At 69.3% G+C, this 23830-nt stretch carries 21 protein-coding genes; all 21 read right to left on the reverse strand.

Going from position 1 to position 23830, the window contains the following annotated elements:
- Positions 1 to 54 precede the first annotated feature (54 nt).
- Positions 55 to 1131, reverse strand: coding sequence for a potassium channel family protein (locus IPJ61_RS09100; RefSeq protein WP_297105997.1), 1077 nt, complete (start codon positions 1129 to 1131; stop codon positions 55 to 57).
- 4 nt (positions 1132 to 1135) lie between these two features.
- A complete protein-coding gene (locus IPJ61_RS09105) occupies positions 1136 to 1681 on the reverse strand; it encodes an adenine phosphoribosyltransferase (protein WP_297106001.1) in 546 nt (181 codons plus the stop codon).
- Positions 1678 to 2793 (reverse strand): protein translocase subunit SecF, encoded by a 1116-nt coding sequence (gene secF, locus IPJ61_RS09110; RefSeq protein WP_297106003.1) that lies wholly within the window; start codon positions 2791 to 2793, stop codon positions 1678 to 1680. The genes IPJ61_RS09105 and secF overlap by 4 nt, the downstream gene beginning before the upstream one ends.
- On the reverse strand, positions 2793 to 4421 hold the full coding sequence (gene secD, locus IPJ61_RS09115) for a protein translocase subunit SecD (protein WP_459251274.1): 1629 nt from the start codon (positions 4419 to 4421) through the stop codon (positions 2793 to 2795). Before secD ends, secF begins: the two co-directional genes overlap by 1 nt.
- A 2-nt stretch (positions 4422 to 4423) precedes the next feature.
- Complete coding sequence (gene yajC, locus IPJ61_RS09120) at positions 4424 to 4870, reverse strand: preprotein translocase subunit YajC (protein ID WP_297106006.1); 447 nt, start codon at positions 4868 to 4870, stop codon at positions 4424 to 4426.
- Positions 4871 to 4949: 79 nt separating this feature from the next.
- Entirely contained in the window at positions 4950 to 5975 is a 1026-nt protein-coding gene (gene ruvB, locus IPJ61_RS09125; RefSeq protein WP_297106009.1) for a Holliday junction branch migration DNA helicase RuvB, read from the reverse strand.
- Between the two features lie 25 nt (positions 5976 to 6000).
- Positions 6001 to 6618: a Holliday junction branch migration protein RuvA gene (gene ruvA / locus IPJ61_RS09130; protein ID WP_297106012.1), complete on the reverse strand. Its 618-nt coding sequence runs from the start codon at positions 6616 to 6618 to the stop codon at positions 6001 to 6003.
- Positions 6615 to 7127, reverse strand: a complete 513-nt coding sequence (gene ruvC, locus IPJ61_RS09135; RefSeq protein WP_297108089.1) for a crossover junction endodeoxyribonuclease RuvC — start codon at positions 7125 to 7127, stop codon at positions 6615 to 6617. The genes ruvA and ruvC overlap by 4 nt, the downstream gene beginning before the upstream one ends.
- Before the next feature lie 20 nt (positions 7128 to 7147).
- Complete coding sequence (locus IPJ61_RS09140; protein ID WP_297106015.1) at positions 7148 to 7921, reverse strand: YebC/PmpR family DNA-binding transcriptional regulator; 774 nt, start codon at positions 7919 to 7921, stop codon at positions 7148 to 7150.
- A 66-nt stretch (positions 7922 to 7987) separates the two neighbouring features.
- Positions 7988 to 8956: a GNAT family N-acetyltransferase gene (locus IPJ61_RS09145; RefSeq protein ID WP_297106017.1), complete on the reverse strand. Its 969-nt coding sequence runs from the start codon at positions 8954 to 8956 to the stop codon at positions 7988 to 7990.
- Positions 8957 to 8961: 5 nt separating this feature from the next.
- Positions 8962 to 9753 (reverse strand): lysophospholipid acyltransferase family protein, encoded by a 792-nt coding sequence (locus IPJ61_RS09150; RefSeq protein ID WP_297106020.1) that lies wholly within the window; start codon positions 9751 to 9753, stop codon positions 8962 to 8964.
- Complete coding sequence (locus IPJ61_RS09155) at positions 9750 to 11270, reverse strand: lactate racemase domain-containing protein (protein WP_297106023.1); 1521 nt, start codon at positions 11268 to 11270, stop codon at positions 9750 to 9752. Before IPJ61_RS09155 ends, IPJ61_RS09150 begins: the two co-directional genes overlap by 4 nt.
- 16 nt (positions 11271 to 11286) lie before the next feature.
- The gene (locus tag IPJ61_RS09160; protein WP_297106026.1) at positions 11287 to 13635 is read right to left on the reverse strand and encodes an HAD-IB family hydrolase; all 2349 of its coding nucleotides are present in this window, start codon (positions 13633 to 13635) and stop codon (positions 11287 to 11289) included.
- Positions 13635 to 14366, reverse strand: a complete 732-nt coding sequence (gene priA / locus IPJ61_RS09165; protein ID WP_297106029.1) for a bifunctional 1-(5-phosphoribosyl)-5-((5-phosphoribosylamino)methylideneamino)imidazole-4-carboxamide isomerase/phosphoribosylanthranilate isomerase PriA — start codon at positions 14364 to 14366, stop codon at positions 13635 to 13637. The genes IPJ61_RS09160 and priA overlap by 1 nt, the downstream gene beginning before the upstream one ends.
- Before the next feature lie 4 nt (positions 14367 to 14370).
- A complete protein-coding gene (gene hisH, locus IPJ61_RS09170; RefSeq protein WP_297108093.1) occupies positions 14371 to 14994 on the reverse strand; it encodes an imidazole glycerol phosphate synthase subunit HisH in 624 nt (207 codons plus the stop codon).
- Positions 14991 to 15599: an imidazoleglycerol-phosphate dehydratase HisB gene (hisB, locus tag IPJ61_RS09175; RefSeq protein ID WP_297106032.1), complete on the reverse strand. Its 609-nt coding sequence runs from the start codon at positions 15597 to 15599 to the stop codon at positions 14991 to 14993. The genes hisH and hisB overlap by 4 nt, the downstream gene beginning before the upstream one ends.
- Positions 15600 to 15602: 3 nt before the next feature.
- Positions 15603 to 16688, reverse strand: coding sequence for a histidinol-phosphate transaminase (locus IPJ61_RS09180; protein ID WP_297106035.1), 1086 nt, complete (start codon positions 16686 to 16688; stop codon positions 15603 to 15605).
- The gene (hisD, locus tag IPJ61_RS09185; RefSeq protein ID WP_297106038.1) at positions 16685 to 17986 is read right to left on the reverse strand and encodes a histidinol dehydrogenase; all 1302 of its coding nucleotides are present in this window, start codon (positions 17984 to 17986) and stop codon (positions 16685 to 16687) included. The genes IPJ61_RS09180 and hisD overlap by 4 nt, the downstream gene beginning before the upstream one ends.
- Before the next feature lie 180 nt (positions 17987 to 18166).
- Positions 18167 to 19795: a hypothetical protein gene (locus IPJ61_RS09190; protein ID WP_297106041.1), complete on the reverse strand. Its 1629-nt coding sequence runs from the start codon at positions 19793 to 19795 to the stop codon at positions 18167 to 18169.
- 21 nt (positions 19796 to 19816) lie between these two features.
- Entirely contained in the window at positions 19817 to 20335 is a 519-nt protein-coding gene (locus tag IPJ61_RS09195) for a hypothetical protein (protein WP_297106044.1), read from the reverse strand.
- Complete coding sequence (gene dnaE / locus IPJ61_RS09200; protein WP_459251293.1) at positions 20332 to 23820, reverse strand: DNA polymerase III subunit alpha; 3489 nt, start codon at positions 23818 to 23820, stop codon at positions 20332 to 20334. The genes IPJ61_RS09195 and dnaE overlap by 4 nt, the downstream gene beginning before the upstream one ends.
- Positions 23821 to 23830 lie beyond the last annotated feature (10 nt).

Here is a 23830-nt window from a genome sequence, read left to right on the forward strand (position 1 = left end):
CGTGAGTCTAGTGCCGTTTTGGAGAGCTACTGTCGCTTAATCATCCTCGCCCGCTTAATCATCCTCGTCGCGGAGGAGGGCCTTCGTCGCGGTGGGGTGCGCTCGGCGCACGACAATCAACTCGTCGCCGACCTCGATCCGCGTCGCTGTCTTGTCGTAGAACCGACGCAGCGTCCCGTTGCGGATGATGCCGATCACGCGCTCGCCCTGCACCGCCGACGGCGGCTGCCCGATCTCCGTCGCCTCCGCGAGCCGCTGATGCACCTCGAGGCCCTCTCCGCCGGTCAGCATGTCCTGGATGATGGTGCCCATCTCGGGACCGATGGCCGAGAGCCCGAGGAGGCGCCCGACGGTCTCGGAGCTGGTGACCACCGACGACGCGCCGGACTGCCGCACCAACGGCACGTTCACCTGCTCCCGCACAGCGACGATCACGCCCGCCGTCGGGTTCAGCTGCCGCACCGTCAACGTGGCGAGGACGGCCGCATCGTCGCGATCGAGCGAGATGATGATCTGGCGCGCCTTGCTGACCTCGGCGCGTCTGAGCACGTCGCGGCGCGTCGCGTCGCCTTGGAAGGCGGCAAGGCCATCGGCGTTGGCCTCCTCCACGGCGACCGCGCTCCCGTCGAGCACGACGATCCTGTCCGCCCGCTCGCCCTGCCTACGCAGCGTGTTGACGGCGCTGCGGCCCTTCGTGCCATAGCCGATGACGACGACGTGGTTGCGCATCTTCTTCCTCCAAATCGCGTCACGGATGCTGCGGCTGCCCTGGTTAGCGAGCACCTCGATGGTGGTGCCGACGAGGACCACGAGGAACCCGATCCGCAAGGGTGTGATCAGCAGCGCGTTCAGCAGCCGGGCATGCGGCAGCACCGGGGTGATGTCGCCGTAGCCGGTGGTGGTGACGGTGACGGTCGCGTAGTAGAGCGCGTCGATGAACGACACGCCGTCGCCGGCGGTGTTGTCGACGTATGCGTCACGGTCGAGCCACACCAGCATGGTGGTGGTGAAAAGGAGCAGCAGGGCGAGCAGCGCGCGTCTGCCCAGCTCCTTGAAAGGGGAGCTCGCGATCCGAGGCAGGCTGACGAGGGAGAGGACTCCCCCGCGACCGCCTTGCTGGAGCTTGGCCATGGCCTCAGACTGTCACCAGGGCAGAGCACTTGTCGATGCCGGCCTCCGCCAGCCGGTCCCGGCCGCCGAGGAATCCCAGCTCCATGACGACGCTGACGTGAACGAGCTCGGCGCCCATCTGCTTCAGGAGCTCCGCCGTCGCGCCGACGGTGCCGCCGGTGGCGAGCACGTCGTCGACGACCAGCACCCGCGCCCCGGGGCGGATCGCGTCGCGGTGCATCGTGAGGGTCTCGTTGCCGTATTCCAGCTCGAAGCTGTGGCTGATGGTCTCGCCGGGCAGCTTGCCCGGCTTGCGGACCGGCACGAAGCCGGCGCCGAGCGCGAGCGCGACGGGGGCTGCGAAGATGAATCCGCGCGCCTCCATGCCCACGACGACGTCGATCCGCTCCGGCGCCCCGGTGACCAGCTCCGTGATGGCTGCCTGGAAGCCCCTCGGGGAGGCGAGCAGCGGCGTGATGTCCTTGAACACGACGCCCGGCTTCGGGAAGTCGACGACATCGCGGATCAGCGAGCCGACGAGGGCGCGGCGCTCCGCGCCCTCCCTGCTCACTTCTTGCCCTTGCGTTCAGCGCGCGTGGACGCGGTGCGTCGCTGCGTCCGGACCGTAGAAACGGTGGCCGCCGCCGAGCCGTCGCTCGTGACGTCGGCTTCCGTCAGCTCCGCGGCGTGTGCGCGCTTGTGCTCGGCGCGCGCAGCGCGGCGAGCGATCCGCTCCCGGTGCTCGACCATGTCCGGCTCGCGCTCGCGCAGCCACGCCAGCAGCGGGGCCGCGACGAACAGGGAGGAGTACGCGCCTGCGATCATGCCGACGAGCAGCGCGAGGCCGAGGTCGGCGAGCGGGCCCGACTGCAGCCAGGTGCCCGCGACGAACAGCGCCAGCACCGGCAGCACGCCGATCACGGTGGTGTTTACCGAACGGATCACGACCTGGTTGACCGCGAGGTTCGCCTGGTAGGAGTACGTCTTGTTGGTCTCGGTCAAGCCGCGGATGTTCTCGCGGATCTTGTCGAACACGACCACCGTGTCGTACAGCGAGTAGCCGAGAATGGTCAGCACGCCGATGATCGTTGACGGCGTGACCGTGAACCCCAGCAGGGCGAAGGCGCCGACGGTCAGCACGAGGTCATGGATCACCGCGACGATCGCAGCGATCGACATCTTCCAGTCCCGGAAGTACGCCGCGATCAGCAGCATCACCAGACCCATGAAGACGAAGAGGGCGACGAGGCCGCGCTGCGAGATCGTCTTCCCCCACGACGCGCCGATCGCGTTGTAGGCGACCTCCTCGGCCTGGACGCCCGCGATGTCGGCGACCGCGGCACGAACTACGGAGGTCTCTTCGGGGTTCAGCGAGCGGGTCTGCACCCGGATGTTGGTCTCACCAAGAGAGAAGACCTGCGCCTCGAGGTCCGCCACGTCGATCTCGGCGACCTTCTCGCGTACGTCGTCGACCGTGCCGGCCTTGATCGCCATCGGGGCCTGGAAGTCGGTGCCGCCCGTGAACTCGATGCCGAGGCTGAGGCCCCGGATCAGCACGGAGAGCACCGCGACGGCGACGATGACGCCGGAGACGATGAACCACAGCCTGCGGTTCTTCATGAAGTCGTAGCTCAGCTGGCCCGTGTAGAGCCGCCCGGCGATGCCTAGCTTCTTGCCTGTCATCAGGCCTCCTGCGGGGTCTGGGTGGCGGGAACGGGATCTGTCCTGCGGCGCAGCCGTCGGCCGAGCAGCGAGTCCTCCGTGACGCCCATGTGGGCGGCGTCGAGGCCGGACCACTTGTGGCCCTGGCCGAAGAACTTCGTGCGGCCCAGCATCTCGACGAGCGGCTTGGTGAAGAAGAACACGACGGCCAGGTCGATCAAGGTCGTGAGACCCAGGGTGAACGCGAAGCCGCGCACGGAGCCGATCGCGAGGAAGAACAGCACGACCGCCGACAGCAGCGACACCGCGTCCGAGATGACGATGGTGCCGCGCGCCTTAACCCAGCCCGAGCTGAGCGCGGACTTCAGGCTGCGGCCTTCGCGGATCTCGTCGCGGATGCGCTCGAAGTAGATGATGAAGGAGTCGGCGGTCACGGCGATGCCGACGATCGCGCCGGCGATGCCGGGCAGGTTCAGCGTGAAGCCCACCGCCGCGCCGAGCAGCACCATCACCGCGTAGGTGGCGGCGGCCGCGACGGCCAGCGACGCGACGACCACGATGCCCATGGCGCGGTAGTACAGGAACGAGTAGAGCGTGACCGCGAGCAGGCCGATCGCGCCGGCGATCATGCCGACCCTGAGCTGCTCGCCGCCCAGCGTCGCCGACACCGTCTCCACCTGGCTCGGCTCGAAGTTGAGAGGCAGCGAGCCGTACTTCAGGACGTTGGCGAGGTTGGCGGCGCTCTCGGCGGTGAAGCTACCGGTGATTGACGCCTGCCCGTTGGCGATCTGGACCTGCGGCTCCACCGCGGACTGGACGACGCCGTCGAGGACGATGGCGAAAAGGTTCTGCGGGCTGGTACGGGTCAGCAGGGCGCCCGTGAGCTCCTTGAACTGTGCCGCTCCGGCCGGCTTGAGGCTCAGCTGGACGGCGTAGGAAAGGTCGCCCTGCGGGATGCCGAACGACGCGGTCTCCAGCTCCGTGCCCATGACCGCGGTGGGGCCGAGCAGGTACTTCTGCACGCCGTCGGGGTCACAGGCGACAAGGGCGCGGGTCGGGTCGTCGTGGGTGGGATCACCGCAGGTGAAGTCGGCGAAGGCCGCCAGGTCTTCCTCGGTGGCCTCGTAGGCGAGGACATCCTCGATGCTCAGCTGCGCCGGCTCCTCGCCGTCCTCGCCCGGGGTGGGCTGAGGCGTCGGCTTGGCCGTCGGGGGCGCCGTCGGCAGGCCCGGCAGCTTCGGCTCGTCAGGATCCGTAGGCTCGGCCCCGGGACCCGTCCCTGCCCCCGCCTCCAGCACCGGGCGCATGCTCAGCTGCGCCGTCGCGCCGACAAGGTCGACGAGATCGTCGCGCGACACGTTGGGCGCGGAGACGACGATGTGACGGTCGCCCTGGACGGCGACGGTCGCCTCGCCGACGCCGAGGCCGTCGATGCGCTGCTGGATGATGTCGCGGGCGAGCTCCATCGACTCCATGGGGACCGTCTTGTTGGTCGCCTCGAGCGTGATGGTCTGGCCGCCCTGCAGGTCGAGGCCGAGGTTCGGCTTCCACGTGTTCGTGAGCGCCATGATCGCGTATAGCAGCACGATCACGAGCAGGAAGACAGAGAGGACGACCCCAGGTCGCCCCCGCTTGGCGGTGGTGGCCACAGTTAGTTCTTGTCCTCCGGGGCGGCGCCAGGCTCTTCGCCCTTCTCGGCCTCGGGAGTGGGGTCGAAGGTCAGGTTCTCCTCGACGAGCGACGACGCATCGTCCGGTACGTCATAGGCGGGCTCACCGTAGGTGGCCGGCTCCTCGTAGGAGGCAGGTGCCTCGTCGGCCTCATCGGTGAACTCGAACTCCTCGTCCTCAGGGAGGACCTTGCGCGCGACACTGCCCTTGAGGACGGTGATCTGCACGTCAGGGGCGAGCTCGACGATGAATTGCTTCTCGCCGGCGTGCGTGATGGTCGCGAAGACACCTGAGGTGAGGAGCACGCGGTCGCCGGGGGCGAGCTGCGAGCGCATCTCCTGATCCTTGCGCGCACGCTTCTGCTGCGGGCGGATCATCAGGAAGTACATGATCGCGAACAACGCGACCATCATGATAATGAAGTCCATGGAATTTACTCCGGTCGTGGTCGGGGCCACCGCTCAGGATAGCGGAGACTACAAGAAACGCTGATCCACCTCGCGGGGATCACTCCTCATCGAACAGGGCGGGCACCGCGGCGGGCGGCCGGATGCCGAGGTGCCGGTAGGCGGCCCGCGTGGCCACCCGCCCGCGCGGGGTGCGGAACATGAGCCCTTCCCGGATCAGGAACGGCTCCGCCACCTCCGAGACGGTCTCGATCTCTTCGCCGACGCTGAGCGCGAGCGTCGACAACCCGACGGGGCCGCCGTCGAAGAGCCGACACAGCGCGTCGAGCACGCCGCGGTCGAGGCGGTCGAGGCCGCGCTCATCCACCTCGTACAGCTCGAGCGCCGCCCGAGCGACCATCCGGTCCGCGACCGGATGCCGCTTGACCTGCGCGAAGTCCCGGACGCGGCGCAGCAGCCGGTTGGCGATGCGGGGCGTGCCGCGCGAGCGGCGGGCGATCTCCCCCTGGGCATCCGCGTCGATCGCGACGCCGAGCTTGCCCGCGGACGCCGCGACGATCCCGGCCAGGTCGGCCGGGTCGTAGAAGTCCAGCTGCGCGGTGAAGCCGAACCGGTCGCGCAACGGGCCGGGCAGCATGCCGGCGCGTGTGGTGGCGCCGACGAGCGTGAACGGCGGCAGGTCGATCGGGATCGCGGTCGCGCCGGGGCCTTTCCCCACGATGACGTCGACGCGGAAGTCCTCCATGGCCAGATAGAGCATCTCCTCGGCGGGCCGCGACAGGCGGTGGATCTCATCGAGGAAGAGGACGTCTCCCTCGTCGAGACCCGAGAGGATGGCCGCGAGGTCGCCCGCGTGCTGAATGGCCGGTCCTGACGAGATCCTCAGCCCGACGCCCAGCTCCACGGCGATGATCATCGCGAGCGTCGTCTTGCCGAGCCCGGGCGGGCCGGACAACAGGACGTGGTCCGGCGTCGAGCCGCGGTGGCGCGCGGCGTCCAGCACGAGGCCCAACTGCTCACGGACGCGGGGCTGCCCCTCGAACTCCGCCAGCGACTTCGGCCGGAGCGCCGCCTCGTAGTCGCCCTCCTCCGGCACCGGCGTTGGGTCCACTTCCGAATGCTGCATCACGGGACCTCCCTCACGACACGCATCAACGCCTCGCCAACGCGGTCAGCGCCGCCCGCATGAGCTGCGCGATGCCCACCGACGGATCGGCCTCGACGAGGTGCGCCACCTTGTCGCACGCGGCCTCCGCATCGCGGGCGGACCAGCCGAGGCCCTGCAACCCGTCGACGACCTGGCCGCGCCATGCGTCGTCGGCGACGGTCTCCGCGGGCAGCGAGTCGCCCTCCGCCTCCGAGGCGGCGAGCAGCGCCACCTTGTCCTTCAGCTCGATCACGATCTTCTGCGCGCCCTTGAGCCCGATCCCCGGGACGGCGGTGAGCCGCCGCACGTCCTCGGTCTGCACGGCGCGTCGGAAGTCGCCCGATCCCAGGACAGACACGATGGCCAGCGCGAGCTTCGGCCCGACGCCGGACGCGGTCTGCGCCAGCTCGAACGCGGCCTTCTCCCCCGGCGACCCGAACCCGAACAGCGTCAGCGAGTCCTCTCGCACCACCAGCGAGGTGTGCAGGGTGGTCTGCTCGCCCGGCCGCAGCGCGGCCGCGGTGCCGGGCGTCACGTGGACGAGCAGGCCGATGCCGCCCACCTCGACGACGCAGGACGTGGCCCCGGCCTGCAGGGTCGTGCCGGTCAGTTGCGCGATCATCGCTTCCCCTTGGCTGCCGCGACGGCCGCGGCGTAACGATTGGTTGCTCCCCCGCGCCACACCTGGCACACCGCGACGGCGAGGGCGTCGGCGGCGTCGGCGGGCTTCGGCGCAGCCTCGAGCCGGAGGATGCGGGTGACCATGAGCCCCACCTGGGCCTTTTCCGCGGTGCCGGAGCCGGTGACGGCCGCCTTCACCTCGCTGGGCGTGTGGAAGCTGACGTCGAGACCGCGGCGCGCGGCGGCGAGCGCGGCAACGCCGGAGGCCTGAGCGGTGTCGATCACGGAGTGCAGGTTGTGCTGCGCGAACACCCGCTCGATACCGACGGCCTCGGGCTGGTAGCAGTCGAACCACTCGTCCAGCCCCTCCTCCAGCGCGAGCAGCCGGCGTGCGATGTCGAGGCTGGCGGGCGTGCGGATGACGCCGACGGCGACCAGCCGCGGCGGACGGCCGACGGTGCCATCGACGATTCCCACGCCGCAGCGCGTCAGCCCGGGATCGATCCCGATCACCCGCATGGTGCCGCTGCTCAGTCCTCGGCCTCGAGCGCCTCGGCGACCTCGGGCGTCAAGTCCACGTTGGTGAACACGTTCTGCACGTCGTCGGAGTCCTCGAGCGCGTCGATGATGCGGAAGACCTTCTGCGCCACCTCGACCGAGTCGACCTGCTGGTCGAACGAAGCGACGAACTGCACCTCCGAAGAGTCGTAGTCAAGGCCCGCGGCCTCGATCGCCTTGCGCACCTCGACGGTGTCGTTCGGGTCGGCGAGCGCCTCCCAGACGTCGCCCTCGTCGCTGACCTCCTCCAGGCCCGCCTCGAGCGCCGCCTCCAGCAGGTCGTCCTCGCTCAGCTCGCCACCCGACTGCTTCTTGGGCACCGTGACGACACCCTTGCGGGAGAAGAGCCGCTGCACGGAGCCGACGTCGGCCATGGTGCCGCCGTTGCGGGTCACGGCCACGCGCACGTCGGACGCCGAACGGTTGCGGTTGTCGGTGAGGCACTCGATCAGGATGGCCACGCCCGCAGGGCCGTAGGCCTCGTACATGATGGTCTCGTAGTCCGCGGCGCCGGACTCCGCGCCAGACCCGCGCTTGACGGCGCGGTCGATGTTGTCGTTGGGGACCGAGGATTTCTTCGCCTTCTGGATGGCGTCGTACAGCGTGGGGTTACCGGACGGATCGCCGCCGCCCAAACGAGCAGCCACCTCGACGTTCTTGATGAGCTTCGCGAACAGCTTGCCACGCTTTGCGTCGATGACGGCCTTCTTGTGCTTTGTCGTCGCCCACTTGGAATGCCCGGACATCCGGTCCCCGCTTTCTCGTCTTCGTCACTCAGTCGTGGCGAAGCTTACACACTGGGTCAGACAAGGTCAGGCAACGACCTTGGTGAGCAGACCCACCGCATCGCGCGTGGCGTAGCCCAGGTCGGCGACCAGCCGGGACATCGCGAGACCGTCAGGGGTGTCGACGCCGATGCCGGCCTCAACGCACCCCGCGCCGTGCATGGTGCGCAGGCTGTGCGAGAGCAGCGCGAGCGCGACGCCGCGCCGCCGGTGCGCAGGGTGCACGCCGAAGCGCTCCGTCCAGCCCGCGGGGCTTCCGTCGTCGGCGAGATCCTCCGCGTTCATGGCGTACCCGACGACGACACCGTCGACGAGGGCGACAAAGGACCAATCTGCGCGGAAGTCCGCGTTGCCGGTGCGGCGGGCCCACTCCTCGGCGGTGACCTCACCGCCACCGATGGATGCGAAGCACAGGTTGTGCAGCTGCCGGACGTCCTCGGAGTGCCCCTCCGTGAACGGGACGACGGAGACGCCGGGGACGTCGCGAGCGAGCGGCGCGCGGTCGAGTCGCCGGACGAGGTCGTAGTAGTAGCGCTCCGCGGTAAAGCCATGCTGCTCCGCGGCACGCAGGAGGCCCTTCCTGCCGAGCTCCGCGTGGCAGCTGAGCCGCAGCGGGACTCCCGGGTGGTGGCGGTCGCGCCACGCCGAACCCACCGCCATCTGCCAACGCAGCACGCTGGTGCCGATCCCCTTGTGCCGGTGCGCGGGCAGCACCCCGCCGAAGAGGTAGAGGCGCAGCGGGTCGGTCGAGCCGAGGTGCAGCGCGCCGTAGGCGGTCAGCGTGTCGTAGTCGTCCCACCCGCCGATGGCGAGGCCGTCCTCCCGCAACGACATACCCGTCTCGGCATCGGCCGAAAGGCCCGAAAGCACGGACGTGTCGAGCAGCGTCAGCTGATCCCGCAGCTGCGCGAGCTCGTCCTCGTCGTCCGCGGTGAGCAGCCGCCACCTCAAGTGAGGCAGCGGTGTCGGGAAGGAGCTGTGCTCGGGGAAGATCACGGGGATCAGCCCCAGATCCGCCCGCGGGCCGGGGCATCGGGGGCGGCCTGATCCCACAGCCGTCGCCACCGCGGCGCCGGACGCCCCGCGACCGGGGTCTGGCCCGACTGGCGGCGACGCTCGACGGTCCACCAGGTCAGGTCGCCTTCGAGCACGAGCTGCTCGACGCTCTCCTGGGTGCGCGCCGTTGCCTCGGCGAGGTGCCTGCCGCGCACGTAGATGGGGGCACCGAACCGGATCGAGACCTTCGGCCGGCGGGTGAGGGGCAGCTTCAGGATGTCCTTCAGCTTGAAGGTGCCGACGAGGCCGACCGGCACGATCGCCACGTTGTGCTGGTTGGCGAGGCCTGCCGCGACGTCGGAGAACTCGCCGACGATGCGGCCTGCCTGAGGCTCGTCGGTGAACACGACGACGTTGTGGCCGCGCGTGAGGGCGCGCGAAGGGGCGATCATCGTGGGGCGGAGCCGCCCGGGAAGGGCGAGGCGCAGGAGCTGGTAGTCGAGGACCCCCTGCTCGTTGGCCGCGAAAACCAGGGGTTGACGGACGCCGTCGAGGTTGCCCGCCCCGACGATCTCGATGTCGAACCGGAGGCTCATCAGGCGCAGGCTCAGGTGCCTCCCCGTCAGCTTGGTACGGAGCCCCAACTCGCGTGCCGCACGTTCCCGCGGCGGCGCCGACGCCGGGCGCTGCCGCGTGACGAGGCTCTTCGCCGCCTGGGCGAGGTCTCCTGGCAGCGTGATTCGCGGCCCGGTCCTCCCCCGCCGCGACTGTGCCCAGGAGGGCAACGTCCTGGTCATCGCACATCACCCAGGGCGAGGCCCGCGCCGCGCAGCACCGTGATCGACGGCGTGGTGCCGACGGCGTCGGACGCGATCTCGAGCGCATCCGCGTACGTGCTTGCCGCGCGGTGACCGAGCACGGCTGCGCTCCTGCGGTCGCCGCCGACCCAGATCACGTTGGAGTACCGGGCCGTGGCCCGCGCGATGCTCGCCCACTCCTGGAAGACGCGAAGCGGATGGTCCGAAAACTGCTTGCGATACAGGTCGAGGTACCACTCGTCCTGCAGCGCCGGCGCGAACCGGTCGGCGATCTCCGCCGGGTCCGTCGTCAGCGGCAGCACCTTCGCGAACAGGTCGGCCGCGGCGGACTGACGACGGTTGGAGAACCGGTTGCGGAGCGGGTGCAGCGCGATCAGGACGCCGCCGGGCCGCGTGTAGGAGGTGCCGAGGTGCGAGCCGGCCTGCGTCACGAGGGCGTGCCGGGCCGCGCTGAGCGGAGAGCCCATCGGGTCCGACGGGTCTATCGCCGCGCCCCACACCGACGTGACGAGCACATCGGCCTGGCCCTTCACCTCGACGGCGTTGGCTGCCTGCCAGACGAGTCGCGACTCGCTCCGAGCGGCGGCGTATTCGCCGCCGACGACGTCGATGACCGCGTAGTCGGCCTTCGGTCCGCCGTGCAGCAGTTGCGCGCCCTGGCGCGGCAAGGCTGCCGCGAGCTGCCGGGTGCCGACATAGGAGAGCCGGTCGGCCGCGTTCCACTCCCATTCCCGCTTCGACACATACCGCAGGGGGCGGCCGAGCAGCGGCTGCCCGAGCACGGCGAGGAGGGCAAACACCCGTGTTGTCTCCTGCAGCAACGCGCGGACTCCGGCGACGAACGCCTCACCGTCGCCCTCGTCGGCGGCGCCGAGGCGCTGCACGGTGGCGGCGTCGGTCACGCCGCAGGCCAGCGGGCAACCGTCGGCGAACGAGCTCCGCACGCCGATGAGAACCACGAGATCCGACTCTGCGACCCGGCGATTCACGCGAACGGCGTGGCCATCGACGGCGCCCACCTCGACGAGGTCGTCTGCGGTCACGTCATGGCTGGCGACGAGGCCATCGGGCAGGAAGCTGGTGGCCACCCGGTCACCCAGTACCTCGGACACCCGGGCGTGGGACCAGCGCTGCCCCGCGCCGTTGGCGATCACGATCTCGACGTCGTCGACGCCGGCGCGCGCGGCCGCCTCAAGAACCCGCTCAGCAAGGGTGCGCCGCGGGTCGAACCAGGGCGCGGGCAGGACGCCCGCCTCGGTGATCAGCAGCGTCAGCTTCGTGCTCGGGGTGAGTTGCGCGGCGAGCGGCCGGGTGCCGGTGGGCGCTGAAAGCGCGGCGTCGATCAGCGGCACGGGATCGCTCGAGCGCTCCGCGTCGGGCGGGTAGATCACACGCGTGCCGACCCCGAACGGCGTGAGCCGAAGGTCCGATCCGGACATGGTCATGAGCGGCGGGGTCTTGTCATCGACCTCCAGCACGAATCCTGGGCGAGCCATCAGCGGTCCTTTCCGTTCACGACATCTTCCACCGCGGCAGCGGCGACATTTCCGGCCACTCGACGATCGACCAGCCACTGGTCTTCGCCGCGCGCATCAGGCCGACGTCCGGGCTGACCGCGACGGGGTTGCCGACGGTGCTGAGCATCGGGAGGTCGACGTGGCTGTCGGCGTACGCGTACGACTTCGCGAGATCGATGCCGTGCAGCTTCGCGTAGTGCGTCAGCCAGGCAGACCGCGACTCGCCGACCATGGGTGGGCCGCTTAGGAAACCGGTGCAGCGGCCGTCCGCGTCCGTGGAGAGCTCAGCGGCGACGATGGTGTCGAAGAGGCCCTCGAAAGGCCTCGTCAGCGGCCGGATCACGCCGGTGATCAGGATCGTCGTGTGCCCTGCCTGGCGGTGTTCCCTGATCCGACGGATGGCGTCGGGCGACATCCGGTCGAGGATCAGCGGCGCGAGCTTGTCGTCGACGTAGCGCTCGAGGGCCGCGAGGTCGGCGCCCTTGTAGCGGCGGTAGATCGAGCGCAGGAACACGCCGCGGTCGCGCCGCTCCGCGTTGAGGTACATGGGCAGCCGCGCCGCGAGGCTCGCCACCTCTGCGACCCGCTTGATCGGCGGCAGCTCTGGCAGCCGCGCCCACAAGTACGTCTCGACGACGTTGGTCGCCATGACCGTTCCGTCGAGGTCGAAGGCCGCAAGCACTGTGCCGGGCTGGGCGGGCTTGAGTTCCTTGAAGGTCGTCTCCCTGGCCGCGCGCCGCTTCCGCGCCGCCTCCAGCCGCCGCACCGGGTTGGTGATGGCGGGGATGTGGACGCCCTCCAGGTACTCGGTCCAGTCGTAGCTTGCCGAGTCGAACCCGAAGGCCGCGGCATCGTCGGTGTGGAGCGAGTTGTGCAGCGCGAGAGTGCAGTCGTCGACGAAATGCAGCTCGGACTGCAGGTACTCCCCGTAGAGGGTCAGGTACTTGCCGAGGAACTCGATCTGCTTGCGGGACTCGTCGAGCTGCGTCGCGATCTTCCGCGTGCGCTTGCCGCGCGGCGCATAGCTCAGCAGCTTGTTGCCGATGTTGACGCCCTTGTCTGCCGCCCACATCAGCTTCTCAATGGGCTCGAAGCCGGGGAAATTCCACGTGGCGAGCGGCGTCGACCCCTGCCCCTCTGTGTAAGGGTGCTCAGTAAAGTAGTTGCGCACGTGCTCGTAGACGCCGCGGAACGTGAGCGGGTTCCGCGCTCCGGAGTTCAGGTGGTAGAACTCGGGCTCGCCCACCTTCGGCTGCGTCGCGCACACCGCGACGATCGCGTTGACCACGAAGTCGCACGGGATGATGTCGATGACGGCGTCCGGAGAGGCGGGGACGTCGGGTAGTTGGCCGCGGCCGTAGGCGAGGATGATCGGGTCCGCCATCTTGAAGCCCTCGATCCAGCCCGCGTACGGGTGGATGAGCGACGACTCGACGATGGCGGGGCGGACGACCGAGATCTGGAAGTCGCGGCCCAGGTCGGCCACGACCCGCTCGGCGAGCGCCTTGGCGAAGGTGTAGACGTCGGTCCAACCCAACGAGCGGGCGCGCTCGGTGCCCGCCTTGACGAGCTCCTGCTTCACCCACTCCTGGCGGCGGCGCTCGGTGTCGCGCGACGTCGTAAGGTAGCCGGCCTGGCGGTGCAGCGCCTCCGCCTGCTTGCGCAGGATCGTCAGCTGCTCCGAGGAGCGCGAGCGCGCCTCGACGTGCTCCTTCATCGCCAGCGCCGCGCGGGTCTCGCGCTCGTAGTCGATGTCGTGGACGTGTGCCGCCTCCGGGATGGCGCCGCGGCGACGGCCCGCGGTGTAGGCCGTCGAGATATGCACGTAGTGGGGCACCTTGACGAGGGTGCCGTTCTCATCGGAGCACGCCTCGCGGAGCCTCGTGAGCAGCGCCTTCGCGCCGACGACATTCGTCATGAACGCCTGGTCGATGGGCGGGTCGAACGACACGTCACCCGCGCAGTGCACAAGGACGTCGATGTCGCGGGGCAGCTCGGGGACGTCGGGCAGGTCGCCCTCGATCACCTCAACGCGGGCGGCCATGAGGGGCTCGACACCTCCGGCCGCGGCCACGACGTCGGCGAAGATCTTCTTCTTGAGCAGCGCCGCGACGCGCTCATGGGCCGTGATCGAGCCCTTGCGCCGAACGATCACGCCGGTGGTGGTGCCCGGGCACTCGGTGAGCACCTTCCAGAGCATCTGCTCGCCGATGAAGCCCGTGACGCCGGTCATGACGACCTTCTTGCCGTCGAGCAGGTCCTTGATTCGTCCCTCGAGCAGCGGCGGCGTGTGCACCGACTCGGGGACGGCGACGCCGAAGGTACTGGCGGGCGGCCTGGCCATCAGTTGCTGCCTTCGGCGACGGCGAGTGCCTCTTCGATGGTGAACCGGCCGACGTAGAGCGCGGTGCCGATGATCGCTCCCTCGACGCCCTCGCCGACGAGGCCGCGGAGGTCACGCAGGTTGTCGAGCGTCGCGATGCCGCCAGAGGCGATGACCTTCTTGCCGGAGCGGCGGGCGACGTCGAGGAGGAGGCCGAGGTTGGGGCCGGTCAGCATGCCGTCGGCGTTGACGTCGGTGACGACGAAGCGCTCGCAGCCGGCGGCGACCAGCCGGTCCAGTGTCTCGGTCCAGGGCCCGCCTTCCGTGGTCCAACCGCGCGCGGCGAGATTCTCGCCGCGGACGTCGAGCCCGATGGCGACGCGGTCGCCGTAGGTGGAGACGACGTGGTCGCACCACTCAGGATTCTCCAGGGCCGCGGTGCCGATGTTGACCCGGCGAGCGCCCGTGGCGAGCGCGCGGTCGAGGGACCCCTGGTCACGGATGCCGCCGGAGATCTCCACGTTCATCTCCAGCTGCCCCACGATGCCGCTCAGCAGCTCCGCGTTCGAGCCGCGGCCGAACGCCGCGTCGAGGTCGACGAGGTGCAGCCACTCGGCTCCGCCGCGCTGCCAGCGCAGGGCCGCCTCGAGCGGGTCGCCGAACTCCTTCTGCGTCCCCGCGATGCCTTGGACGAGCTGGACGGCCTGGCCACCCTGCACGTCGACGGCGGGCAACAACTGCAACTTCTCCACGACGCTAGACCCTATCCGAAATAGTGGAAATCCAGTTGGCTATCAGGCGAGCTCCTGCCGCCCCGGATTTCTCCGGGTGGAACTGCGTGGAGGCCACGGCGCCGCGTTCGACGGCCGCGATGAACGTCGTGTCCTCATGCCGCGTGGTCGCCGCGAGCGCGCCGGCCGGCGCAGAGAGCGCCGCGTAGCTGTGCACGAAGTAGAACCGCTCCGCCTCAATACCCGCGAACAGCCGCGACCCCTCGGGCGCGTCGACGGTGTTCCAGCCCATGTGTGGGAGGCGCCGCGCGGCCAGCGGCTCGACGGTGCCCGCGAAAAGGCCGACGCCGTCGGCCCGTTCGCCGTGTTCAGTGCCGCCGTCGAAGAGCACCTGATGTCCGACGCAGATGCCGAACAGCGGCCGACCCAGATCGACCCACTCACGGATCAGATCGACGCCACCCGCCGCGCGCAACCCGCGCATGCAGGCCGCGAACGCACCGACACCAGGGACCACCAGCGCGTCTCGCCGACGCAACTCGCCGAGGTCGGCGGTCACCACGACGTCGGCCCCGGCGTTGGCGAAGGCCCGGGCGGCCGAGTGCAGGTTGCCCGAGCCGTAGTCGAGCAGGCCGACCCGGGCGCTCAGAGCGCGCCCTTCGTGCTGGGGATCCCCACCTGGCGGGGGTCCGGCTCGACGGCCTCGCGCAGCGCACGGGCCAGCGCCTTGAACTGGGCCTCGACGATGTGGTGCGGGTCACGGCCGGCCAGCAGTCTCACGTGCAGGCAGAGCCCGGAGTTCAGCGCGAGCGCCTCGAACACGTGGTACGTCATGGAGCCGGCGTAGGGCACGCCGCTGCCGCCGATCCGCGCATAGACCTGGCCGTCGGGTTCGCCCGTGCAGACCACGTAGGGGCGGCCTGCGACGTCGACAACGCAGTCGGCGACCGCCTCGTCGAGCGGGACGACGGCGTGGCCGTAGCGGCGGATGCCGGACTTGTCGCCCAGCGCCTCTTTGAGGGCCTGGCCGAGGCAGATCGCGGTGTCCTCCACCGTGTGGTGGCCGTCGATGTGCAGGTCGCCAGTGGCCGCGACGTCGATGTCGATCATCGAGTGCTTGGAAAGCGCCGTCAACATGTGGTCGTAGAACCCGACGCCCGTGGAGATGTTCGACACGCCGGTCCCGTCGAGGTTGACGGTGACGGTGATCGTCGACTCCGATGTGGCGCGGGAGATGGTCGCGATGCGGCTCATGGGTCAGGTCCCTTCGATGGCGGGGGCGATGTCGTCGAGCGCGGCCTTCAGCAGCATCATCTCGTCCGGCGTACCGGCGGATACGCGTAGGAATCCCGCGGGGCCCGTCTCGCGAATGAGGATGCCGCGGTCGAGCAGCGCCTGCCAGACGGCGTGGCGGTCCGGGAAGCGACCGAAGAGGGAGAAGTTCGACTCCGATTCGATGACGTCGTAGCCTCGCGCGCGGGCCCATGACTCGAAGCCTCTGGCCTCGGCCGTCAGCGCCCGCACCTGCGCGAGGAGCTCGTCGGCGTGCGCCAGCGCGACCCGTGCCACCGCCTGTGTCTGTGCACTCAGGTGATAGGGCAGGCGGACGATGCGGCAGGCATCGACGATGGCGGGGTGGGCCGCGAGATAGCCGACGCGGCCACCGGCCAGCGCGAATGCCTTCGACATGGTGCGCGACACGACGAGCCGCGGGTGCCGATCCAGCAGGTCGAGCGCGCTGGGGCGGGCTGAGAACTCCTGATAGGCCTCGTCCGCAACGATGATCGCGTCGGTCTGCGCGCAGACCTCGTCGAACACCTCGACGGGCGTCGCGGTGCCGGTGGGGTTGTTCGGCGTGGTGATGATCACCATCGTCGGGCGGTGCTCTTCGATCGCGCGCAGCACGAGCCCGGCGTCGAGCGTGTAGTCGTCCCTGCGCGGCACGGTGACGTACTCGGTGCACGTGTTGCGTGCATACTCCGGGTACATCGAGTAGGTCGGCGTGAAGGTCAGGACGCGCCGGCCGGGGCCTCCGAATGCCGTGAGCAGGTGGCTCATGATCTCGTTCGATCCATTGGCCGCCCAGATGTTCTCCGCGGTGAGGCCGTGCCCGAGGTAGGCGGCGAGGTCCGAGCGCAGCGCCAGCGCCTCGCGGTCCGGGTAGCGGTTGAGGCTGCCGGCGGCGTTCACGATCGCAGCAGCCATCTCCTGCCGAATCAGCGGCGACGGCGGGTACGGGTTCTCGTTGACGTTGAGGACCACCGGCACGTCGAGCTGCGGCGCGCCGTAGGGCTCCTCGCCGATGAGATCCGCGCGGAGCGGGAGATCGTCGAGCGTGATCATGCGGGCCTCCGCACCGTGATGGCCGCGGCGTGTCCCGGCAGATCCTCGGCGAGGGCGAACCGCTCCACCCCGTCGGCGAGCGCCATGAGAGCGTCGGCCGAGTAGTCGATGACGTGCACGGTGCGCATGAATGAGCGCACGTTCAGACCCGAGGAGTGGCAGGCGCAGCCCGCCGTCGGCAGAACGTGGGTGGATCCGGCGGAGTAGTCGCCGAGCGAGACGGGCGCGTAGTCGCCGACGAAGATGGCGCCGGCGTTGCGGATGCGCGCGGCGACGGCGCGGGCGTCGGCGGTCTGGATCTCCAGGTGCTCCGCCCCGTAGGCGTCGGCCACGGCGACAGCCTGGTCGAGGTCGCGGACGATGACGATCGCCGACTGCGGCCCGGTCAACGCGGTGCGGATGCGCTCCTGATGCTTCTGGGTGGCCACTCGGCGCTCCACCTCGACCTCGACCGCGGCTGCCAGCTCCGTCGACGACGTGATGAGCACGGAAGCTGCCGTCGGGTCGTGTTCGGCCTGGGAGATCAGATCCGCGGCGATGAACGCCGGGGTCGCGGTGTCGTCGGCGATGATCGCGATCTCGGTGGGACCCGCCTCGGAGTCGATGCCGACGAGCCCCTTGACGAGGCGTTTCGCCGCGACAACATAGATGTTGCCAGGCCCCGTGATCAGGGAGACCGGGGCACACACCCTGGGTACCCCGTAGGCGAACATGGCGATCGCCTGCGCGCCGCCGACGGCGTACACCTCCTCGACGCCGAGCAGGTGACACAGCGCGAGGATGTTGGGGTGCGGCAGGCCGCCGAATCCCTTCTGCGGCGGCGAGGCGATAGCGATTGACGACACCCCGGCCACCTGGGCGGGAACGACGTTCATGATCACGCTGGACGCCAGCGGCGCGAGGCCGCCGGGCACGTACAGCCCCACCCGGTCCACCGGGATGTTACGCAGCCCGATCCGCGCGCCGTCGGCGACCTCGGCGGCGACGGGGTCGGCGTCGAACTCCAGGGTCTCCGCCACCTGACGGCGACGGCGAATGGACTCGGCGAAGGCCTCTTCGAGCTGCGGATCCAGGTTCGACCGCGCCTCGGCCAGCACCTCGGCCGGCACCCGGAACTGCTCGGGCACCACGCCGTCGAATCGCCGGGAATGCTCGCGCAGCGCCTCTTCGCCACGGGCCGCCACGTCGTCGACGATCGGACGCACGACGGCGACCGCCGCCTCCACATCGAATCGTCCCCGTGGCAGCAGCGAGCGGTAAGCGCCATCGGCGCCCGTGAAATCCAGAGTTCGCAGCACGGAGCGCAATTCTAGACGAGGATCGCTAGGGAAGCACTGATCAATGCTTCCTCCGGCGAGGACGTGCTGGGCGGGATGCCCCGCCGCTTCTAGATCGCAGTGTCGTACCGGGTCGTACGGCACAAGATGTAGGAGCGGCGGGGCGCCTGATCCAGTGCGCCGCAGCCGAGGAATGATTGATCAGTGGTTCCCTACCACGGCGACGGCGTCGGCCACCGGCTGATTCGCCTGCGCGCGGAGATGCAGGATGTTGGCCAGCAATGTCAGGCCCAGCGCGAGCCCGAAGGCGACGAGCATCGCCACCACGATCCCGGTCACGCTGGTCGACACGAACGGGGCGACGAACACCGGAAGGTAGGCCGTGGCCTCCACGGCACTCATGCCGGCCACAGCCCCACCCGCGGTGGCGGCAAGGAGGGCGGTGGCGAAGACTTTCCTGTCACCGAACATGAACGGGTACGCCGACTCGACGAAGGTGCCGAAGAAGAAGTTGACGGCGGCGCCGGAGCCGGCGAGGGCACGTTCCCCGCTGGTTCGGGGCCTGATCACGTTGGCGACGTTGATGCCGAGCGAAACCACGACCAGCGCCACCATGTCGATGCCGCCGAAGAAGCTGTGGCCCTTCTGTCCCATCTCCAGCAGCACGAGCGGCAGGATCACGGAGTGGTAGACACCGCTCATGAGGGCAGGCCACATGACGAGGCCCGCGAGGGCGCCCGCCAGGATCGGGCTGACGACGAGCGCCCACTCGATGCCTGCCTTGACGCCGTCGCCGAGCAGCGCCGTGAACGGCGCCAGCAGGAAGTAGACGAGCAGACCGGGCAGCAGGCCGCTGAGCGCCCCGGTCACGATGTTGGCCGTGGTGGCCGGGAAGCGACGCGCAAGGGTCCACTTGATCAGGAAGGAGGCGAGCAGGCCGGCGAGGATGCCGCCGACGAGACCGCCGAGGAGGCCGCCCGGTGCCGAGAGGATACCGGCGACGGCGCCGGCCACGAGACCCACCTCGTCGAGTCCGGAGATCTTGCGCGCCGCGACCGCGGCGACCACGATCGGCAGCGAGGCGATCATCAGGTCGAAGACCGGGGTGAGCGCGCCAAGGCCGGGGATCTTGCTGAAGGCCAGGATCAGAGCGAGCGAGATGAACGCGGGGATGCTACCCACCATGATGCCGCGGATGGTGATCCGCTTCCACGCGGCCTCGTTCGGCGGCGTCGTTCCGGGAGACGAACCGCCGAGCACGGGGCGGTACTTCACGCCCAGGCTCTTGGCCAATGCCGAGACATAGGCGACGGCACGCGTCGTGCTGTTGGTTCCCGTGGTGCCGGAGGCGCCGACCATGTTGACGCCCAGCGACTGAGCCTTTGCGATCGAGGTGCCGCCCGTTCCCGCGGCGGGGATGCCCTTGCGGACCGCGGCGGCGATCGCCAGGGAGTTGGTGTCCGTGGGATCGCAGCTCATCAGGATGAGCGCACCGATCTCGCCGGCGTCGATGAGGCCGGCGATCCGCGCATCCTCCTCCCGCGCCGTCGCGTTGACCTCGGACAACGGCCCCGACGCGACGACCTCCGGCCGATTGCCGTTCAGTCCCCAGAGCTCAGCGGGGGTCGACTGGGTGACGCCGTCCATTGAGGAGCCCGCGGAGACGAACTGGACCTCAGCCAGCTCAAGTCCGGCAGCGTTGATCTGACGCAGCGTGTCGAGGATGAGCATGGCGGGGTCGTTGCCGCCGTGGCTGCGAAGATTGCCGCCACTACTGGCGAGGATCGCCACGCGACGCTGCGGCGCCCCCGGCTGGCTGTGTGCGGTCATGGCCGCCCCCTTTCGTGAGACTCAGCGGTCTCCGAGTCCGTCGGCGGGCGCGTCAGCAGGCGTCGCTGCGCGCCTCTCTGGCCAGAAGGCCGACAGCAGCATAATCGGCGTGATGGCCGCGAAGGGCCCGACCAGCAACGCCGAGAGCGACCGCAGTTGCAGGTCCATCTGCACGACATCGCCTGCGGCGGCCTCCGCCATCCTCGTCGCGAAGCTGTTGCTTCCCACGAGCGTGCCCACCCACCAGGCGACGGCCGACGCGCAGAGGGCCGCGATCACCGGGACGCCGACGACCCACCAGCCGCGGCGGAACAGCATCACCCAGCCGACAACACCGATGATCAACCCGACGACGCCGGTGATGAGGGTGAACGTGGCATCGGCGGCGACGATGGTCGCCTGGCTGCGCTCGGAGATGAAGGCCGCGAGGCTGTCGAGCACCGTGTAACTGGCGAGCGGCGTCACGTTCGCCCACAGCAGGCCTCCCAGCCCACCCAGGAGGACCGTGGTGGCCAGGTACACGATGACGCGCTGCCTCATGAGGCCCCGAGGCCGACGCAGGACGGGCCGAGGACCGCCTTCAGGTCGGCGAACAGCGCGGAGGTGAGCTCGACGCGGAAGCCGTCGCCCAACCGGAATGTCTTCACCTGCTCCCCCGTGCGAAGGCTCAGGTGCACCTCGGCCGCGCCCGGGTACTGGGCGAGGATCTCCTTCAATCGGTTGACGACGCCGGGCGTGCAGCGAACGGCGGGAAGGGTAAGGGCCAGGGGCCCGACGTTGCCCTCCGCGCTCATGTGCGGCGCGACGATGTTCTGCGCGCGCACCCGGCCGCGGTCCTCACCCGACTCGACGACGCCCTCGACGGCGACGATCGTATCGGGCGCGAGGTGCGCGGCCACCTGGTCGTAGACGCGGGGGAACACGGTCACCTCGATGGATCCGGTGAGATCCTCCAGCACCACCTGTGCCCAGATGTTGCCCGCCTTGTTCACGCGCCGGTTGACCGATGTCACCAGGCCGCAGAGCTTCGTCGGGCCACGGAACCCGTCCTCGGCAACCGCGGAGACGATGGGCCGCTCGCTGTTGGTCTGCAGCACGTGCTCGAGGCCGTTCAGCGGATGATCGGACACGTAGAGACCGAGCATCTCGCGCTCGAACGCCAGCCGCGTCCGTCGGTCCCATTCCTCCATCTCCGGCACATGCGCGTGGAGGTCGGCGGCCTGGCCTGCCTCGCCGTCGAGATCGAACCCGAAGTCGAAGCCGTCCTGGCCGTTCTCCGCGTTGCGCTTCACGTCGATGATCGAGTCGACGGCGGTCTCGAAGACGCTCATGAGCGCGCGGCGAGCGTGGCCCAACTCGTCGAAGGCGCCGGCCTTGATCAGCGACTCGATGACGCGCTTGTTGCACATCAGCAGCGGCGCCTTATCGAGGAAGTCGCCGAAGTCCGCGGCGGGCCCGAGGCGCGTGCGCTCCTCGATCCAGGCGTTGACGACCTTGTCGCCGACGTTGCGCACGGCGCCGAGGCCGAAGCGGATGTGGTCGCCGACGGGCGTGAACGCCGCCTCGGAGGAGTTGACGTCGGGCGGCAGCACCTCGATGCCCATGTGGCGGCATTCGGCGAGGTAGAGCGCTGACTTGTCCTTGTCGTCGCGCACGGACTGCAGCAGCGCCGCCATGTACTCCACCGGGTAGTTCGCCTTCAGCCAGGCCGTCCAGTAGGAGACGAGGCCGTAGGCGGCGGAGTGTGCCTTGTTGAAGGCGTAGTCGGAGAAGGGAAGCAGGATGTCCCACAGTGTCTGGATCGCGGCCTTCGAGTAACCGCGTCCGAGCATGCCGCCGGAGAAGATCTCGTACTGGGCATCCAGTTCGGACTTCTTCTTCTTGCCCATGGCGCGGCGCAGCATGTCGGCGCCGCCGAGGGTGTAGCCGGCCAGTTGCTGCGCGATGGCCATGACCTGCTCCTGGTACACGATCAGGCCGTAGGTCTCCCCCAGGATCGGCTCGAGCGCCTCCGCGAGATCCGGGTGGATGGGCTCGACGGGCTCGCGGCCGGTCTTGCGGCGCGCGTACTTGTTGTGCGAGTCGGCGCCCATCGGGCCGGGGCGGTAGAGGGCGCCGACCGCGGAGATGTCCTCGAAGCAGTCGGGTTGCATGGAACGCAACAGCGCTCGCATGGGCCCGCCGTCGAGCTGGAAGACACCGAGCGTGTCGCCGCGCTGCAGCAGCTCGAACGTCTTCGGGTCGTCGAGGGTGAGGGTCTCCAGATCGACATCGACACTCTGGTTCAGCTTGATGCCCTGCACCGCGTCGTCGATCACCGTGAGGTTGCGCAGCCCCAGGAAGTCCATCTTGATCAGCCCGAGGGCCTCGCAGCCCGGATAGTCGAACTGGGTGATGATGGCGCCGTCGGCCTCGCGCTTCATGAGCGGCACGATGTCGATCAGCGGGGCCTTGCTCATGATCACGCCGGCGGCGTGCACGCCCCACTGGCGCTTCAGCCCCTCGATGCCTTTTGCGGTGTCGACGACGGTGCGGACATCCGGCGACGACTGGTAAAGCTCGCGGAACTCGGTGCCTTCGGCGTATCGCTTGTGCTCCTCGTTGAAGAGTTCGCTCAGCGGGACGCCCTTGCCCATGACGTCCGGCGGCATGGCCTTCGTGATCTGCTCGCCGATCGCGAACGGCATGTCGAGGACACGCGCGGAGTCCTTCACAGCGGCCTTCGCCTTGATGGAACCGTAGGTGATGATCTGCGCGACGTACCCCTTGCCGTACTTCTCCGTGACGTAGTTGATCACCTCGCCGCGGCGGCGATCATCGAAGTCGATGTCGAAGTCGGGCATCGAGACGCGCTCGGGGTTGAGGAACCGCTCGAAGAGGAGGCCGTGTTCGATGGGGTCGAGGTCCGTGATGCGCAGCGCATAGGCGCACATCGATCCCGCGCCGGAGCCGCGGCCGGGGCCGACCCGCACGCCGTTGCGCTTGGCCCAGTTGATGAAGTCGGCAACCACCAGGAAGTAGCCGGAGAATCCCATCTGCGTGATGATCTTGGTCTCGAACTCGGCGCGGTCGCGGACGTCGTCCGAGATGCCGTTCGGGTACCGGTAGTGCAGGCCTTCCTCGACCTCCCTGCGGAACCAGGAGTCCTCGGTCTCGCCCTCGGGCACGGGGAACTCCGGCATGTAGGTTCCCATGCCCTCCGCGAAGACCGTTTCGACGCGCTCCGCGATGGCAAGCGTGTTGTCGCAGGCCTCGGGCAGCTCGCGGAACAGCGTGCGCATCTCCTCGGGCGACTTCAGGTAGTAGCCATTGCCGTCGAACTTGAACCGCTCCGTCTGCGCCTTGCGGGAACCCGACGACACGCACAGCAGCGTGTCGTGCGCGTCGGCGTCGTCGGCGTGGACGTAGTGGAGGTCGTTGGTGGCGACCAGCGGCAGGTTCAGCTGCTTGGCGAGCTTCAGCAGGTCGTGGCGGACGCGCGTCTCGATGTCGAGGCCGTGGTCCATCAGCTCGACGTAGAAGTTGCCCTCGCCGAAGATGTCGCGGAACTCGGCCGCAGCCGCGACGGCGTTGTCGTACTGCCCGAGGCGCAGGAATGTCTGCACCTCACCCGACGGGCAGCCCGTCGTCGCGATCAGGCCCTTGCCGTAGAGGTTGAGCAACTCCCGGTCGGCACGCGGCTTGTAGAAGAATCCCTCCAGCGAGCTGCGCGTGCTCAGCCGGAACAGATTGTGCATCCCCTCGGGGTTGGCGGCCCACATCGTCATGTGCGTGTAGGCGCCTTTGGATGCGACGTCGTCGCCCGTGCCGTCGCCGAACTGGACGCGCTTGCGCTCGCCACGCCCCGTCCGCGGGGTGAGGTAGGCCTCCAAACCGATGATCGGCTTGACGTCGAAGTCCTTCGAGGCCTTGTAGAACTCGAACGCGCCGTACAGATTGCCATGGTCGGTGATGGCAAGCGCGGGCATCCCCATCCGCTCCGCGCCGGTGAAGAGATCCTTGATCCGCGCGGCGCCGTCGAGCATCGAGAACTCG

The organism is Tessaracoccus sp. (genome assembly GCF_016714275.1).
Lineage (GTDB): Bacteria > Actinomycetota > Actinomycetes > Propionibacteriales > Propionibacteriaceae > Arachnia.

Bases quoted from the DNA above. Each gene is read 5' to 3' on its own strand.
- IPJ61_RS09180 (WP_297106035.1), bottom strand. From the start codon at position 16,688: ATGATCACGCTCGACGATCTCCCGCTCCGCGCGGATCTCATCGGCGAG.
- ruvB (WP_297106009.1), bottom strand. From the start codon at position 5,975: ATGCAGCATTCGGAAGTGGACCCAACGCCGGTGCCGGAGGAGGGCGAC.
- secF (WP_297106003.1), bottom strand. From the start codon at position 2,793: ATGACAGGCAAGAAGCTAGGCATCGCCGGGCGGCTCTACACGGGCCAG.
- IPJ61_RS09190 (WP_297106041.1), bottom strand. From the start codon at position 19,795: ATGACCGCACACAGCCAGCCGGGGGCGCCGCAGCGTCGCGTGGCGATC.
- IPJ61_RS09100 (WP_297105997.1), bottom strand. From the start codon at position 1,131: ATGGCCAAGCTCCAGCAAGGCGGTCGCGGGGGAGTCCTCTCCCTCGTC.
- IPJ61_RS09150 (WP_297106020.1), bottom strand. From the start codon at position 9,753: ATGACCAGGACGTTGCCCTCCTGGGCACAGTCGCGGCGGGGGAGGACC.
- yajC (WP_297106006.1), bottom strand. From the start codon at position 4,870: ATGGACTTCATTATCATGATGGTCGCGTTGTTCGCGATCATGTACTTC.
- dnaE (WP_459251293.1), bottom strand. From the start codon at position 23,820: ATGCTCGACGGCGCCGCGCGGATCAAGGATCTCTTCACCGGCGCGGAG.
- IPJ61_RS09155 (WP_297106023.1), bottom strand. From the start codon at position 11,270: ATGGCTCGCCCAGGATTCGTGCTGGAGGTCGATGACAAGACCCCGCCG.
- ruvA (WP_297106012.1), bottom strand. From the start codon at position 6,618: ATGATCGCGCAACTGACCGGCACGACCCTGCAGGCCGGGGCCACGTCC.
- IPJ61_RS09195 (WP_297106044.1), bottom strand. From the start codon at position 20,335: ATGAGGCAGCGCGTCATCGTGTACCTGGCCACCACGGTCCTCCTGGGT.
- hisB (WP_297106032.1), bottom strand. From the start codon at position 15,599: ATGAGCCGCATCGCGACCATCTCCCGCGCCACATCGGAGTCGACGATC.
- IPJ61_RS09160 (WP_297106026.1), bottom strand. From the start codon at position 13,635: ATGGCCAGGCCGCCCGCCAGTACCTTCGGCGTCGCCGTCCCCGAGTCG.
- IPJ61_RS09140 (WP_297106015.1), bottom strand. From the start codon at position 7,921: ATGTCCGGGCATTCCAAGTGGGCGACGACAAAGCACAAGAAGGCCGTC.